The sequence below is a fragment of the Alkalihalobacillus sp. BA299 genome (assembly GCF_017745675.1).
GTDB lineage: Bacteria > Bacillota > Bacilli > Bacillales > Bacillaceae_F > Alkalihalobacterium.
In genome coordinates, this window is record NZ_JAFLJM010000011.1 from 108,484 (window position 1) to 125,040 (window position 16,557).

Sequence of the window (16,557 nt, forward strand, 5' to 3'; positions counted from 1 at the left end):
GTTCTTCTATAAAAGTTTGTAAATTTGTAGCCTACTTACTTTAACCAAAATCCTCCATATTACTTTATTTAGATCAACTATTTCCATTTTTGAGTAGTCGCCAACTATATATACCATAATAGTTACTATATTGTTGATAAATAGTATATCCTTTTAAAAAATAACGTCATACTTTTTATTGACAATCGTCATATAATTCGCTTTAATGTTACATATGTAATCAATCATTACATTTGATAAAGATATTAGAATTAACTAATTATTATGGTTGGAGGTTAGTCTTATGTCAAATCGAAGAGTATTACAATTTGAAGAAGGCAATAGTAGTATGAAAGTATTATTAGGTGGTAAAGGAGCAAATTTGGCTGAAATGACCAATGCAGGACTAGCTGTTCCGCCTGGATTTACCATAACAACTGAAACCTGCCAAGAGTACTATATTAATGAACAAAAGCTGCCTGAAGGTTTGTTCGACGAGGTTAAAGATGCATTAGAATTAATTGAATTAAAAAAACAACAATTCTTTGGAGATGATGTAAACCCTTTACTAGTCTCAGTTCGATCCGGCTCTGTCACATCAATGCCCGGAATGATGGATACAATATTAAATTTAGGATTAAATGATAGAACGGTGGAGGGGCTTTCGAAGCAAATGAATAATTCAAGATTTGCTTATGACTGCTACCGTCGGTTAATTCAAATGTTTGGAAGTGTCGTTTTTGAAATTGAAATGAAGTTATTTGAAGATATTTTTGAAGAAACTAAAAATTCTTTTGGTGTTAAGGTCGACAAAGATTTGAAAGTTGAAGGACTTAAATTAGTAATTAATGAATATAAGCTACTAATTGAAGAAAAAACTAATAAATCGTTTCCTCAGGATGTTTATAACCAATTAACTTTAGCCGTAGAAGCAGTTTTTAAATCATGGAATAATCAGAGAGCTGTTGTGTATCGTCAGTTATATAATATTCCTGATCAGCAATGTACTGCTGTAAATATTCAATCTATGGTCTTTGGTAATATGGGAGACGATTCTGGAACAGGAGTTTTGTTTACCCGTAATCCATCTACAGGTGAAAATAGCTTATTTGGTGAATTCCTGACCAACGCTCAAGGCGAGGATGTTGTTGCAGGTATTAGAACCCCTCAACCAATAGAGAACCTCAAAACTGAAATGCCTAACGTATACAATGATCTAGTAAAAATTGCAAGACAATTGGAGACAAGGTATAAAGATATGCAAGACATAGAATTCACAATTGAAAAAGGACAATTATATGTTCTACAAACAAGAAGTGGTAAAAGAACCGCACAAGCAGCAGTAAAATTAGCTGTTCAATTTGTCGCAGAGGGAATTCTTTCAAAAGAAGAAGCCATTAATAGAATAGAAGTAGAGCATTTAGAACAACTTTTACATTCGACTATTGATCCACAAGCAACTTTAGAAGTCATTGCCAAAGGTTTACCTGCCTCACCTGGATCTGCAACAGGTCATGTTGTTTTTGATGCAGATGTAGCAACCGAATGGGTTAAACATGGCAAAAAGGTTGTACTTGTTAGCCATGAAACAAGCCCGGAAGACATCCATGGAGTAATTGCTGCAGAAGGCGTACTTACAACTAATGGAGGTATGACAAGTCATGCAGCTGTAGTTGCTAGGGGGATGGGGAAACCTTGTATTTGCGGTTGTGAAGAAATTAAAATAGATCCTGAAAGAAAGCGCTTCTATATTGGAAATACTACAATTGTAGAAGGAGATTGGATTACACTTGACGGAACTACTGGAAGAGTAATAAACGGAACTGTTGCATTGAAAGAACCTGAAATTAGTCCTGAACTTTTAAAGCTTTTAGAATGGGCAGACTCTATCAAACACCTAAAAGTACTTACAAATGCAGATACACCAGAGGATGCAGCTAAAGCAAGAGATTTTAAGGCAGAGGGTATAGGTTTATGTAGAACTGAACATATGTTTATGAGTACGGAACGTCTACCTGTTGTACAGGAAATGATATTAGCTCAAAGTTTAGAAGAACGCCATCGTGCTTTAGATAAACTACTTCCCATGCAGCAAAGTGATTTTGAAGGGATTTTCGAGGCTATGCATGGCTTTCCAGTTACCATTCGATTGTTAGATCCACCACTACATGAATTTTTACCGAAAATAGAAGAATTATTAGAAAAGCAATTTTCACTAAAAGAACCAGAAGTTAATGAAAAACATGAGCAATTAATCCGTAAAGTAAGAAATTTACAAGAAGTAAATCCAATGTTAGGACAACGGGGATGTCGATTAGGAATATTATTCCCAGAAATTTATCGAATGCAAGTCATTGCAATTTTTAGAGCAGCTGTAAAATTAATACGACAAAAAATAAATGTTATACCAGAGGTCATGATCCCTCTAGTTGGACACGTTAATGAACTAGAAATTATGCGAAAGTTAGTAGATGAAGCAGCTGAGGAAGTTTTTTTAGAAGAAGGCTTAAGAGTTAATTATAAAGTTGGAACTATGATCGAGGTTCCACGTGCTGCATTAACAGCAGATGAAATTGCTGAGCACGCTGATTTCTTCTCTTTTGGAACCAATGATTTGACACAGATGACCTATGGATACAGTAGAGATGATGCTGAAGGGAAATTTTTAAGCTATTACCTTGAACATAAGGTTATCCCAACCAACCCATTCCAAGTCCTTGATACTGAAGGTGTAGGAGCATTAATAAAATGTGCTGTTAAAAAGGGGAGGGCACAAAAAACAGCGCTCAAAACTGGGATTTGCGGTGAACATGGTGGGAATAAAGAGTCAATATTCTTCTGCCATATGACTGGACTAAATTATATTAGTTGTTCTCCTTACAGGGTCCCTATGGCAAGAATCGCTGCTGCACAAGCCCAATTATTTTATAAAACTACCTCACTAGAATACAATTATAACGTATAAACATAATCATATATCATAGTAACGGTCAGTATATATTTAAAAATACATACTGACCGTTACGATATTAACTTTACCGTGATACTGCATTAATAAATAGATGTATTAAGTAAAGCATGAGCTGTTGCATCGTCAGTTATTAGAACGTCTAGATAGTCTCCTTTAAGAGCTGCTTCAATACTGTCTACCTTATGTGAACCTACAACAACACCTATTACTTCAGGAATTTTCTGTAAATCTTTTAATTCAAGGCCAATAACCAAATCATTTAACGGGTGCTCAATTTGTTGTCCCAATGCGTCATAAAAGCGTGAGCCAATATCTCCAACCGCCCCAGCTTTTTTTAAAGAAAGCAAATCCTCATCTTTAAGATAATCCATAAGTACCATAGTTGAACTCTTGAAAGGTGTCCCTATTCCAACTATAGCCATATTTACATTGCGCCCTTCCTCTAAAACCATTGCTATGTCATCAGATTGGACTAATCGCTCTTTCAATTCAATTGAGTCAACCATTGCAGGAGCATAGAGGTAAGAACAGTTACAGTTCATTTTTTGAGCTAACTGATAGGCAAGTAAATTAGAATGAATATCCACTAACTTTCTTCCCATCCCGCCTACTAAAGGAACAATTTTCAAATTTCTATTTTGCTCAAACGGATATTCTTGAACAAAGTGAGAAAGCGTACTTCCCCAAGAAATACCTAAAGAGTCAATATTGTCTAGCTTTTTAGATACATAAGAAGAAGTTGCTTTTCCAATCGAACGTTTAACCATCTCACTTGTTAAGCCTGCAGTAGGAATAACAATAACCTCTTTAAGCTGAAACGCTTTTTCAAGTTTCTGTTCTAACTCGACCGTGTGAGCGTTTTCATCTTTTATATAAATTTCTACAATCCCTTGTTCCCTTGCTTTGTTAAGTAACTTTGAAATAACAGGTCTTGAAACACCAATCTTATTAGCAATTTGCGCCTGCGTCCAACCTTCAAAATAATAAAGGTTTGCTACTTTTACAATTAACCTTCTCTCATCCCATTTTATCATCTTTACACCTTCTCATTGATTCCTAGTACAACGTTGTAATTTTTAATTGTATTTTAATAACACATGATGTAATCGCTTTAATTTCCATTTGCTTCTACAGCTATTATATAAAACTAGTTAGTTGAATACAATGTAAGTTTCATACATTTGTTTATTTCAACTACTAATATAGGGGGTTTTAGAAATTAATTATATTAAAAAACCACCTCAATTGATGATAAGGTGGTTTTTGATTCTTATTTTTAAAAAGGATAATTGTATTTTAAAAAGGCTGTTTTCGTAAACTTTGTTGCTTTTGGACCGTTTTTTGAAAATAAAAGCCTTCACGCTATGCGTGAAGAGCCAAGCATCCGCTTGGCTTACGGTCCAAAAGCTAAAAGCAACAATCTTTGAGAAAAGAACCTTTAAAGAAGACTTTTTCTATGAGATATTCTTAGATAATTGGTTAGCAATCTGATCATCCATAATCACTACATCTAAATAGTTCCCTTTTAATGTTGCTTTAAGGCTATCTACTTTATGCTTTCCTTCAATGATTCCAATTACATTTGGAATGTTCTTCAATTGCTCTAACTGTAGGCCAATAACTTTATTGTTTAAAGGGTGACTTATAGGCTTACCTGAAATATCGATGAACTGTGAACCAATATCTCCAACTGCACCAACCTTTTTTAACGTTTGAAGATCTTCTTCTTTTAGATACCCCATTTTAATCATAGTAGAATTGTCAAATGGATTACCTATTCCAACAATAGCTAAATCGACACTTTGTCCTTCCAGTAATACATTTGCTATATCCTCTGATTGAACTAGTCTTTCTTTTAATCCTTCCGTTTCAACCATAGCCGGGGCATATAAATAGGAACAGTTGCAACTCATTTTTTTCGCTAGTTGATATGCTAAGAGGTTTGAATGAATTTCAACGAATTCCCTTCCCATTCCGCCAACCAATGGTACGATTTTTAAATCCTGAACTTGCTCGTAAGGATATTCTTGTACAAAACTAGAAATTGTCCTCCCCCATGAGATACCAAGTGATCGAATACTCTTTATCTTTTTAGAGATATAAAAAGAGGTAGCTTTTCCTATGGACCGCTTGATCATCTCTGGTGTTAAGCCACGTGTTGGCACGACAATAACTTCTTTTAAATCGTACTTTTTTTCTAACTTTTTCTCTAATTCAACTGTATGGGCATTCTCATCTTTAATATAAACCTCAACGATCCCTTCTTCTTTTGCTCTATGAAGAAGTTTTGATATGACCGGACGAGAGACTCCAATTGCCTTTGCAATTTGAGCCTGGGTACGCCCTTCAAAATAGTAAAGATTTGCTACTTTTACTATAAGCCTCCGCTCTTCCCAATTAACCATAAGCTACACCTTTTTCACTAAGACGTCCTTAAATTTAATATTAAGTAGTGTTTCTAATGATGAATTCCTTTTCCAAGCCAGGATGCAGCAGCTTCATAAAGGGACTCAGACAATGCTGGGTGTGGGTGTATCATCGAAGCTAATTCATCAACGGTTCCTTCCAAGTGGATAAAGGCAGATGGTTCAGCAATCATTTCAGTTACATGAGGTCCAACCATTGTAACACCAAGGATTTCACCATATTTTGTATCAGCAATTAATTTAACAAAGCCTTCTTTTTCATCGGCTGCAAGCGCTTTTCCGTTTCCGGCAAGATCAACTTTAACAACCTTATAAGAATACCCTTGCTGTTTTGCCTCGTCTTCAGTTAATCCAACACTAGCAATTTCTGGACTTGTATAAATGCATCGCGGAACAACCTTGTAATTAATCGTTTCCTTCTCACCAGCTGCATTCGAAGCAGCTATAATCCCCTCTTGACTCGCTACATGAGCAAGCTGCCATCCACCAACAACATCACCCACTGCATAAATCGAAGGATGACTCGTTTTCATCTGATTATCTACTTTTACAAAAGGACCGTCCATTTGTAAGTTTAATTGACTGATAGATGATGTATTAGGCTTTCTACCAACTGATAACAAAATCGTAGTCGTTTCAAGAGATTCCTGCTTGCCATTACTAGTTTCTATTTGAACTGCTTGTTGATTTCCACGTTGATCAACACCCGTCACTTTTGTCTTCGTTAATACACGAACACCCTTTTTCTTTAGAGCTTTCGTAAGCGCTTTAGAAGCTTCTGGATCCTCATTTGGAGTAATTCGATCACCCATCTCGACAATCGTGACTGAAACATTAAGACTTGAGAAAATACATGCAAATTCAACGCCAATAATTCCTCCACCAATGATCACAATGGATTCAGGGATTTCCTCTATATTAAAAATGGTATCGCTAGTATGGTAATTAGCGTGTTCCATCCCCGGTATAGGAGGGATAATAGGTGTTGAACCTGTTGCAATAATAATCTTCTCCGCTGAGATTGTTTCTTGTTTTTCATTCATTTTTACGACGATATCTTGATCCGCCTGTACTTCTCCATAACCATTATAAACATCTATTTTTCCTTGTTTTAAAAGAAAAGCAATTCCTGTACGTAATTTTTGAATCACTTGATTTTTACGATCTAGCATCTTTGAGAAAGAAAAAGTAACTGGGCCCGTCTCAATGCCCCAACTCTTTGCTTTTTCAATATTTTCAATAATTTCTGAGTGTCTTAATAGCGTTTTTGATGGAATACAGCCACGGTTTAGACATGTACCACCTAGTTCTTGAGCTTCAATAAGAGCTACACTTTTACCAAGTTTAGCAGCCCTAATTGCAGCTACATAGCCGCCCGGACCGCCTCCTATAATAGCAACTTCGTATTTATTCAATGATATCTACTCCTCAGATAAATAGTTCAAATGGTTGTTCAAGTACGGATTTCAAATCAGTTAAAAATGCTGCAGCTGGTGCACCGTCAATAATGCGGTGATCAAAAGATAAGCTAACACTCATCATTGGACGAAGCTCAATGTTTCCGTTGACACCGACAGGCTTCTCATTAATTCGACCTACACCCAATATAGCTGATTCTGGTTGATTGATAACTGGAGTAAAGCCATCGACAGCATACATTCCTAAATTACTAATCGTAAACGTACCACCTGACATCTCATCTGGTTTAAGCTTATTCTCTCTTGCAGCTTTCCCTAATGCTTTACAATCTGCTGTTAAAGTGGCTAGGCCTTTTTGGTCAGCATTTTTAACAACTGGAACTAGCAAGCCATTATCAACTGCAACAGCTAATCCAATATTTACAACATCATGGTAAACAATTTCGTCACCTTGTAACGAAGCATTAATATTTGGATGTTGCTTTAACATATAAGCAGTCGCCTTTAAAATAATTTCTGTATAGGATAAGCGATAGCCCGTTTTCTTTTCGATGTTACCAAGCAACTGTTTACGCATTTTTATAGCTTCTGACATATCTATTTCACTTGTCAGTGTGACGTGCGGTGCAGTCGTTTTGCTTTCGAGCATACGTTTTGCAACAATCTTACGAATGCCTTCCATTTTTATACGCTTTGGAGAAGCTGAAGGAATCTCGTTAGATACTTGCAGTGTATTCTCAACATCATTTCGATAAATCTTTCCGTTTGAACCAGTGCCAGAAACAGAAGTTAGTTCAACTCCTTCAGCCTGCGCTACCTTCTTAGCCAATGGGGTAGCATTTGGACCTTTATTTTCAATAAGGAACACCTTGACATCACTCTTGTGAACACGACCATTTGGTCCCGATCCAGGTACTTGGACTAGCGAAATTCCTTTTTCCTTAGCCATTCTTCTTGCTGCTGGAGTTGCACGTACCTTTTCAAGATTATCCGATTCAGGTGAAGCTGCTTCGTTACTTTGCAATAACACAGCAGATGATTCAGGTTGACTATTTCCAGTTTCCTCACTAGCTTCAGCACCTGATTCACCAGGGGGAGTTTCTGGGACACTTTCATTCTCATTTCCGATATAACCAATGACGTGGTTTACAGGTACCTCATCATCTTCACTAAAATAACGTTTTATTAATGTTCCTTCCTCATATGCTTCTACTTCAATATTGATCTTATCTGTCATGATTTCAAACAATGGTTCTCCCACTTCTACGGTTTCGCCCTCATCTTTAAACCATTGGAGTAAAGTTCCAACCTGCATTGTACTGCTTAGCTTGGGCATAAAGATTTCTTTTGCCATGTCCCTTTTCCTCCTTATACGCGGTTTAGTGTTTCTTTTACTGCTTTGATGATATCGTTAACTTGTGGAACAGCTGCTTTTTCTAATTCTGGGTTGTAAGGAATTGGCACAGATTTCCCACCGAGACGTTTAATTGGCGCATCTAGATAATCAAACGCTTCACTTTCAGCAATCATACTTGCAATTTCTCCACCAAAACCACCACGCTTCACAGCCTCATGAACGACTATTAGGCGACTTGTTTTTTTCACAGATTGAACAATGGTTTCCACATCTAGTGGCACGAGCGTTCTTGGATCAATAACTTCTACACTAATTCCTTCTTTTTCAAGCTCAGCTGCTGCTTCGAGTGCTTTATGAACCATAATTGCTGTAGCTACAATTGTCACCTCTGTACCTTCACGTTTTACATCCGCTTTGCCTAACGGGATTGTATATTGTTCTTCAGGGACATCTGATTTTGTTCGGTAGCATAACTTATGTTCATAAAAAATTACAGGGTTATCATCGTCAATTGCTGCTTTTAATAAGCCTTTAGCATCGTATGCAGTTGATGGTTGAACGACCTTAAGACCTGGGATATGTGCCATCCAAGCTTCTAGACTTTGTGAGTGCTGAGCTGCAGCTCCTGTTCCAGATCCAGCTGGCGTACGTAACACCATTGGAACTTTCCCTTTTCCTCCATACATATAACGTAGCTTGGCAGCCTGGTTTACCATGTTATCCATCGCAATCGTAATAAAATCAGAAAACTGGAGTTCTAAAATCGGTCTCATGCCAGTTAGGGCCGAACCAACTGCCGTTCCAGAAATAGCCGCTTCAGAAATAGGTGTGTTCCTTATACGTTCCGGACCAAACTCCTCAATCATTCCTCGTGTTACTCCAAAAGCTCCACCGTATACACCAATATCTTCACCTAAAATAAATACATCTTCATTTTTTCTCATTTCTTGACTCATAGCTTCTCTTACGGCTTCCAAATATGTGATTTCTCTCATCATTCGTTCTCCTCCTACCCCTATGATTTTATGCGTATATGTCTTCCATTAAAGTATCTAGTGATGGCTCTGGACTATTTTTAGCAAATTCAACAGAGTCTTCAACTTCTTTTTTAGCCTCTTCCCGTAAACGTTCAGCATCCTCTTCTGTAAAAATGCTTGCGTCAATCATTACATCGCGTAAACGTGCAATAGGATCTTTTTCTCTCCACTCTTTTTCTTCTTCACGAGTTCGATATTTTTTAGCATCACTTTTAGAGTGACCTTTCCAACGATACGTTTTTGCCTCAATAATGGATGGCCCCTCTCCTTTACGAGCATGTTCAACGGCCTCATTCACGCCATTCATTACATCAAAAATATCATTTCCATCAACTACTTTTCCAGGAATTCCGTAGCCTTGTGCTCGATCTGCAATATTTTCAATGTTTACCATATCTTTAACTGGTCCTGACATTCCATATTGGTTGTTTTCACAAATAAAGACGACAGGTAACTTCCATATCGAAGCAAGATTTATTGCTTCATGAAAACTTCCTTCATTTGAAGCACCATCTCCAAAGAAACAAAGAACAACGTATCCTTCATTTTTCATTTTCGATGTCAAAGCAGCACCAGTAGCAATTGAAAAGCCTCCACCTACAATTCCATTTGCACCTAAGTTCCCTTTTTCAACATCCGCAATGTGCATTGAACCGCCCTTACCTTTACAATAACCTGTTGTACGACCAAATAGCTCTGCCATCATCTTATTTACATCTGCACCTTTAGCAATACAATGCCCGTGACCACGGTGGGTACTCGTAATTTTGTCACGATCCTCTAAAACTGCGATAGATCCAGCAGCCGATGCTTCCTGTCCAACAGCTAAGTGAGTAGTTCCATGAATCATCCCTTTTGCAAAAAATTCATCGACCTTTTCCTCAAAATATCTTATTAACCACATTTGCTTATATAAATTCACCAATTTCGCTTCTGACACTTGCGCTGGAAGTTTAACAGTTTTTAACATATGAATTCCTCCTTTTGTTTTTACAAATGTTCGTATGTGTTACATTTGTAATAATCATAAGTTGTTAAAGCGTTTTCGTCAAGAGATAAGTGCAATTTTTTTTAATTCATTAATCTTGAGTTAGTTTAGAAATTTGTTTTTAAATAGTTTTGTTTACTTGTTTTAACCATCTTTTGAAGTTATTTATTTTTACCATTTGATTTCACCGCTTACACTTGTTAATAAGAAAAGCGGAAGGTGTCTGCTTATCGGCGACAAGCGCTGGAGGGCCAGCAATTAGTGTCCTGACTTTTGGATACGTTTGATGGACCGAAGCGACCTCGAGCCGATGACACCTGCAGCTAGACATGAAAAGCGGAAGTGTCCGTTTAGTGGCGTATGGACTGGAGCCCTCCCGTATGAGATAAAGGAAACACGGTGAAGCGCTAGCGATCCGATGTTGACTTATCGTAAGGAGGAGAGCGAAGTCCACTAGACGCTGGACGCTGCAGCTAGACATGAAAAGCGGAAGGTGTCTGCTTATCGGCGACAAGCACTGGAGGGCCAGCAATTAGTGTCCTGACTTTTGGATACGTTTGATGGACCGAAGCGACCTCGAGCCGATGACACCTGCAGCTAGACATGAAAAGCGGAAGTGTCCGTTTACCGACGTATGGACTGGACTGAGCCGCAGGAGATATAGGAAACACAATGAACGGTAGTGAATTGATGTTGACTTATCGTACGGCGGTGAGGGCAGTCTCGCTAGTCGGTGGACGCTGCAGCTAGACATTAAAAAAATCTCCTTAGCTTTCACAGTAAAATACTGTCAAAACTAAGGAGACCCTAGTTACTTGTTATCTATTTTTTCGTTTATAACCTTTAATAATTTTTCGAGAGACATTAATATCCTTTAAAATTCGGTAAGGTTTACTTACTACACGTATAGGGAGTGAAAACAAGAAATTCGATAAATCTTCACGATACTCCTTTGTAATCCTCGAAGGCTTTGTTGAAATCCGCTCATATATTTCCTTGTAGAATTCTTTACTTACGTCAATATCAAACTCCACAGCATTTTGACACTCTAGACATTTAACGCTTGCAATCCTATCATTCACATACGTTATATTGTGCTCAATTTCTTCTTTACAACGAATACAAAATAAGTCTGCTTCCATTTGTTTTACTTTCATATAAAACACCCCGTATGATGAATTTCAAGTACTTAAACCAATAACATTGAGTCGGAGTACATTGCATCTCTAGTATATCGTATCATATCAAGGAAATCTTTTTTATTCAACTTTCAAAATGAAATACAATTGAACCTTGTGGTTTAGAAAACAACGTTTTTGATAATCCAGTTAAAATATTCTTAAATTTCTAGCTACCCCATACCCTATTTAGTAGTTTCGAAGTCATCAGCTATGTAACCATCTTTTTCTCGTTTTGCAATTAAATGTTCTTTTAGTTTTTTTAAAGAAATGGAATGCCCAAAGGACATACCACGTCTTTTAAACAATTTTAAATTTAAGTAGTCCTTCTAAAGTTCCTTCTTGAGCTAAATCTTGAATTTTTATTGCCTCTTCAGTTAATGAAGTGGATAGCACGCGAAATTCATATAAACCTTCTTCAAGTCCAACTTCATTAAATGTGTTAATATGCATATCATTTGATGCTTGTTTTTCGTCTTGTTCAACTCTAACTTTTCTTAGTAGCTTTTGTTTGCCGTCCCCAGAAATTAGGACTAAATGTAAATCACGTTCTATTTTGTCAAGAGCTGAAATAAACATAACTAGACTAAATGTGACTCCCTTCTCTTCTTTTTTAAAATGATTATGTATACCTTTTAGTGAACCAGTACTTTTGTCAGCCTCGTGACAGAGAACGAGATTAATATTAAGTTTATTCATCATACACCTCTTCAATTCATAGGATATTCTCTAAATATACACAACTTTATTCAACTTTTGAAGCTTCTGATGAAAATGGAAAAGCTATTTCAATAGAGCATGTCCACTCTAATGAAATAGCTAAAATGGTTAGTTGTTTATTCCATTTCTTAACTATCCAATTATTCGTTTTCCAAATCCTCCATTTCCTTAAACCCTTCTTCTGCTTTTCCAAGATCAGCATTATTTCGAGTTTCCTCGATCTGACCATCAATGGTCCCTTCTACATAAGAATCACTCACTTGTTCATGAACAAAAGCTAACCCTTTTTCCGTTTCATTTGAGCTTTTGTAATCTGATGGATCATACGAATTTTCAGCAACATCTTTACTATGTTCCATTGATGGTTTGTTATTGTGTTTATTCATTTTAAAACCTCCCTTCATTAGCTATAGTTTGCCTTTAGTGAAAAATAATATGATTACTTACTTTGTCATGAAGTTAGGATGAAATACAAAAAAGGATGACCTAAATGTTAGACACCACATGAAATACGTGGTGTACAATACATTGAAAAGTCATCCTCATTAAGTGGCCACTAATTAATACCCGTAACCAGTGTATGAAGCTCCGATAATGATTAATAGGATAAATAATACAACGATTAACGCAAAACCACCAGTGTACCCGTACCCAGACATCCCGCTCACTCCTTTAAATAATTTTCACTCTTACAACCATACTGTATGCAGATAAGTTAATTTTGTTTAGGCTAAAAAACTTACTTTTTCTTTCTTGTAGCTTTAGGTTGTTCTTTTTGTTCTGGTTGGACCTCTGGCTTTCTAGGTCTACCAAATAAAATAATATCCCACGGATCATACTGTTCCATTTCTTCCTTTGGCTGTTCAGCACCCGTGCTATTTTGTTTTTTATCTTCCACCTCAAGCCCTCCTCAAACATTAATCAGTCTCATGATATTCGTTTTTTCTGATTTGGTTTGGGCTATACGCTTATTTTTTCTCTTTAGGCGTGTACTAAGAAAAGCGGAAGGTGTCTGCTTATCGGCGACAAGCGCTGGAGGGCCAGCAATTAGTGTCCTGACTTTTGGACACGTTTGATGGACCGAAGCGACCTCGAGCCGATGACACCTACAGCTAGACAAGAAAAGCGGAAGGTGTCTGTTTATCGGCGACAAGCGCTGGAGGGCCAGCAATTAGTGTCTTGACTTTTAGACACGTTTGATGGACCGAAGCGACCTCGAGCCGATGACACCTGCAGCTGATTTATTGTATAAAGTCCTCTTAAAAAAGCATCAATGAGAAGGGTAAAGCTTACATTGACATCTAGCGGAAGTCCAAATCCCCCTTTTTGTTCCAAGGAAGCAAATCCATGGAGAATACTTCTTAAACCTCTTACAGCATGAAGTGATGCTTCCTTTGATAAGTTATACGCTGAAAGTACATCAACAGCTAGCTTGACAATTTTACTGCCTGCATATTGGAGTTCAGGATCATTTGCATCAGGTGCTTGAAGAGTCGTCTCGTACAAACCAGGATGAGCTCGGACAAATGCAACATATGCGATTGCTAACGAGCGCACAGCGTCATCACCAGTTTTATCACGAGCTGCCTCTGCTAATTTGTCAAAAAGTTGTTCTAAGCCATAAATCGCAATCTTTTTCTTTAATTCTTCTAAACTAGCAATATGATTATAAAGTGAAGGTGATCGTACTTGGAGCTTTTTAGCTAGCGATGCCAATGTGACTGCTTCAATCCCTTTGGCATCGGCCATTTCTGCCGCAATTATTACAATTGTTTCTGTATCTAGACCTACTCTAGGTGACATATATCATTCCCTCCTAAAATTTCTTTCTGCTTCATCTATTGCTCGTTTCATTTGAGCTAATGGATTCTTTACCATTTCACCATGACCTACAGCAAGTAGCGAAGGTTGAAATTCAATGAGTTTTCGTGCGCTTTCAAGCGCTACTCGTTTATTCCAAGTAGCTAATGCAGGAAACGGAAAACTGAGTTTAAGCTGACTAACTACCGTTACACCACTCCGTGTGTGAAAGGCATCCCCTGCAATGAGCTCATGGCCTCTCGTATCAAAAAATGCCATCTGACCTGGCGTATGCCCTGGAGCAGCTATAGCTAAAAGTGAACCAACACGGTCCCCGTCAGACAGTAAGGTATCCGCTTTTGTCTTTAACTTTTTCGGAACTCCTCCACGGATAGGCGTTTGCGGTTCCTCTTGATCAAGACTCTTGTCTCCTTCCATTAATCTAGAGTCACGATGTGAAATATAAACAGGAACATGAGGCAACTCTTTTTTTAACTCGTCTAAAGCACCAATATGGTCTTCATGAGCGTGTGTTAACACGATACGAGTAATCGGTTTGTTTAGTTGCTGAGCCGTTTTGAGAATGGCCTTATGGCTATAAGGCAAAGCAGCATCAATTAATGTCAAACCTTCTTCTTCTTCGACCATATAACAGTTAACAGGAAAAAAACGTGGCATAAATGACAATTGATATACTGACCCTTCTCTTTTCAATCTCAAATTCATCTCTCCTTATAAAACTAATACCATTAGTTTTATTGTAACTAATGGTATTAGTTTTTCAAGAAGTTTTTTCCATAATATTAAAATAGCAGTCTCGATCGACATTAAATTCTTACTTCAGATATATCAGTCTTACTTCAGATATATCAGTCTAACTCCAGATATATCAGTCTAACTCCAGATATATCGGTCTAATTCCGGATATATCAGTCTAACTCCAGATATATCAGTCTTACTCCAGATATATCAGTCTTACTCCAGATATATCGGTCTAATTCCGGATATATCAGTCTTACTCCAGATATATCAGTCTTACTCCAGATATATCAGTCTAACTCCAGATATATCGGTCTAATTCCGGATATATCAGTCTTACTCCAGATATATCAGTCTTACTCCAGATATATCAGTCTTACTCCAGATATATCAGTCTTACTCCAGATATATCAGTCTTACTCCAGATATATCAGTCTTACTCAAGATATATCAGTCTTACTTCAGATATATCAGTCTTACTTCAGATATATCAGTCTTACTCCAGATATATCAGTCTTACTCCAGATATATCGGTCTAATTCCGGATATATCGGTCTAATTCCGGATATATCAGTCTAACTCCAGATATATCAGTCTTACTCCAGATATATCAGTCTTACTCCAGATATATCAGTCTAACTCCGGATATATCAGTCTAACTCCAGATATAGCAACCGAACAACTGGCTATAATAATACCAAATCATATGATGTAAAAGTGGAGATATAAATGATAAAAACGGGCGAAACCTCATATGATTTCACCCGTCTTCATTTCTTCAAAAAATCTCGTTATTCTTATGGCCCTCTTTTCTCATTTGCTGCATTAGAGGATTGACTCGGTCGATCAGGGCGCTCTTCTTCTTTTTGCTCCACAGGAGATGGTTCTGATCTACTACCTTCCTTACTTTCTTTTTCAGTCTGTGCTGGTTCCTTGTCACTTTTTCCTCGGTCAACTGGTGGGCCGCCTTTGTTTTCCGGTTGATTTCCGCGATTCGAATTCTCCTGCGGTTGCTTTTGTTCTTTTTTTACAGGAGGAGTCTGTTTATTATCCTCTTGTTTAGGTACTTCTTTTGGCACAGCTTTTTTGGGTATTTCTTTCGGTTCAACTTCCGGCTTTGGTGACATAGATTTGTTTTCACTTTCAATATCAGGTTTTGACGATCTAGATTTATCTATGGTGCTCTCTTGTTTTGGCTGCCTTTCCATTCTTTTTAACTCGGAGATCGTTTTCCCGCTGATCTCTTTTTGACTTTGAACAATTCCCTTTTCTTCTAATTGCTTGTATTCTTTATAATAATTAATTGAGAGGTTGGACTTCTTCGCTTCGTCATAAACTTCCTTTTCATCTAATGTGACTACGATAGGAACGACGGTTTGATTTTTATTGAGTGAGATGTTAATGGTATTTTTTAATTCAGAGACCAACTCATCTGACGTTTCTTGCAAAGGAATGACAGATGTTACAACAATGGGTTCCTCCTGCTTTTCCATTACACCTGTTTCTACTGTCTGATCAATAATCTGGTCAATGACTGTATATAGGTGGTCATTCCAATGGATCGACTCTAAAATTTCAACACCTGCTTTATTTAGTCCCTGTGCTCGAATGACTTCCAAATTACTATTGGTTGCAATTTCGATACTTGGGTTAATATCAAGAGAAATGATATATACTTCTTCCGCATCTCCACCAAAAGGGAAAATAAAAGAAGTGACGAGCATTAAAAATAGCGCAGCCGCAATCGAGCCATACGTGAACAAAGGTACTCTCCTTCTCTTTTTTTCAATATGAGTAAATGATTGACCAATAAGTGGTACCTCTGAATGAGAGCGAGGAATATTTTTAAACTGACCATTATTCGTAAGTAGGACGATATGTTGTTCAGTAACTTTTACAACCGTACCTTGAATCGTCTCCATCT

The 16,557-nt window shown here is 37.4% G+C and carries 15 protein-coding genes; 1 reads left to right on the forward strand and 14 read right to left on the reverse strand.

Annotated features, from left to right (window positions below; translation table 11 throughout):
- Positions 1–283: 283 nt before the first annotated feature.
- Positions 284–2,944, forward strand: a complete 2,661-nt coding sequence (ppdK, locus tag J0N78_RS15295) for a pyruvate, phosphate dikinase (RefSeq protein ID WP_209123984.1) — start codon at positions 284–286, stop codon at positions 2,942–2,944.
- A gap of 86 nt (positions 2,945–3,030) precedes the next feature.
- Here the strand turns inward: ppdK and J0N78_RS15300 are convergent, their stop codons facing one another.
- The 14 genes from J0N78_RS15300 to J0N78_RS15365 all read right to left on the reverse strand — a co-directional run bounded on the left by J0N78_RS15300 (position 3,031) and on the right by J0N78_RS15365 (position 16,555).
- Positions 3,031–3,984 (reverse strand): sugar-binding transcriptional regulator, encoded by a 954-nt coding sequence (locus tag J0N78_RS15300; protein ID WP_209123985.1) that lies wholly within the window; start codon positions 3,982–3,984, stop codon positions 3,031–3,033.
- Between the two features lie 420 nt (positions 3,985–4,404).
- Positions 4,405–5,355: a sugar-binding transcriptional regulator gene (locus tag J0N78_RS15305; RefSeq protein WP_209123986.1), complete on the reverse strand. Its 951-nt coding sequence runs from the start codon at positions 5,353–5,355 to the stop codon at positions 4,405–4,407.
- Positions 5,356–5,408: 53 nt separating this feature from the next.
- Positions 5,409–6,791 carry a dihydrolipoyl dehydrogenase gene (gene lpdA, locus J0N78_RS15310; protein ID WP_209123987.1) on the reverse strand — a complete coding sequence of 461 codons (1,383 nt, stop codon included), beginning with the start codon at positions 6,789–6,791 and terminating at the stop codon, positions 5,409–5,411.
- Positions 6,792–6,804: 13 nt separating this feature from the next.
- The gene (locus J0N78_RS15315) at positions 6,805–8,148 is read right to left on the reverse strand and encodes a dihydrolipoamide acetyltransferase family protein (RefSeq protein ID WP_209123988.1); all 1,344 of its coding nucleotides are present in this window, start codon (positions 8,146–8,148) and stop codon (positions 6,805–6,807) included.
- A gap of 14 nt (positions 8,149–8,162) precedes the next feature.
- Complete coding sequence (locus J0N78_RS15320; protein ID WP_209124049.1) at positions 8,163–9,146, reverse strand: alpha-ketoacid dehydrogenase subunit beta; 984 nt, start codon at positions 9,144–9,146, stop codon at positions 8,163–8,165.
- A 28-nt stretch (positions 9,147–9,174) separates the two neighbouring features.
- Entirely contained in the window at positions 9,175–10,158 is a 984-nt protein-coding gene (pdhA, locus tag J0N78_RS15325; protein WP_209123989.1) for a pyruvate dehydrogenase (acetyl-transferring) E1 component subunit alpha, read from the reverse strand.
- 836 nt (positions 10,159–10,994) lie between these two features.
- Positions 10,995–11,333: a bh protein gene (locus tag J0N78_RS15330; RefSeq protein ID WP_209123990.1), complete on the reverse strand. Its 339-nt coding sequence runs from the start codon at positions 11,331–11,333 to the stop codon at positions 10,995–10,997.
- Positions 11,334–11,654: 321 nt separating this feature from the next.
- Positions 11,655–12,053 carry a hypothetical protein gene (locus J0N78_RS15335; protein WP_209123991.1) on the reverse strand — a complete coding sequence of 133 codons (399 nt, stop codon included), beginning with the start codon at positions 12,051–12,053 and terminating at the stop codon, positions 11,655–11,657.
- Positions 12,054–12,214: 161 nt separating this feature from the next.
- The gene (locus tag J0N78_RS15340; protein ID WP_247747345.1) at positions 12,215–12,460 is read right to left on the reverse strand and encodes a YozQ family protein; all 246 of its coding nucleotides are present in this window, start codon (positions 12,458–12,460) and stop codon (positions 12,215–12,217) included.
- 174 nt (positions 12,461–12,634) lie between these two features.
- Positions 12,635–12,733 carry a YjcZ family sporulation protein gene (locus J0N78_RS15345; RefSeq protein ID WP_209123992.1) on the reverse strand — a complete coding sequence of 33 codons (99 nt, stop codon included), beginning with the start codon at positions 12,731–12,733 and terminating at the stop codon, positions 12,635–12,637.
- An 80-nt stretch (positions 12,734–12,813) separates the two neighbouring features.
- Positions 12,814–12,972, reverse strand: a complete 159-nt coding sequence (locus J0N78_RS15350) for a hypothetical protein (RefSeq protein ID WP_209123993.1) — start codon at positions 12,970–12,972, stop codon at positions 12,814–12,816.
- A 242-nt stretch (positions 12,973–13,214) separates the two neighbouring features.
- A complete protein-coding gene (locus J0N78_RS15355) occupies positions 13,215–13,877 on the reverse strand; it encodes a TetR/AcrR family transcriptional regulator (RefSeq protein ID WP_209123994.1) in 663 nt (220 codons plus the stop codon).
- 3 nt (positions 13,878–13,880) lie between these two features.
- Positions 13,881–14,594 carry an MBL fold metallo-hydrolase gene (locus J0N78_RS15360; protein WP_209123995.1) on the reverse strand — a complete coding sequence of 238 codons (714 nt, stop codon included), beginning with the start codon at positions 14,592–14,594 and terminating at the stop codon, positions 13,881–13,883.
- A gap of 836 nt (positions 14,595–15,430) precedes the next feature.
- Positions 15,431–16,555, reverse strand: coding sequence for an anti-sigma-I factor RsgI family protein (locus J0N78_RS15365; RefSeq protein ID WP_209123996.1), 1,125 nt, complete (start codon positions 16,553–16,555; stop codon positions 15,431–15,433).
- Positions 16,556–16,557: the final 2 nt, after the last annotated feature.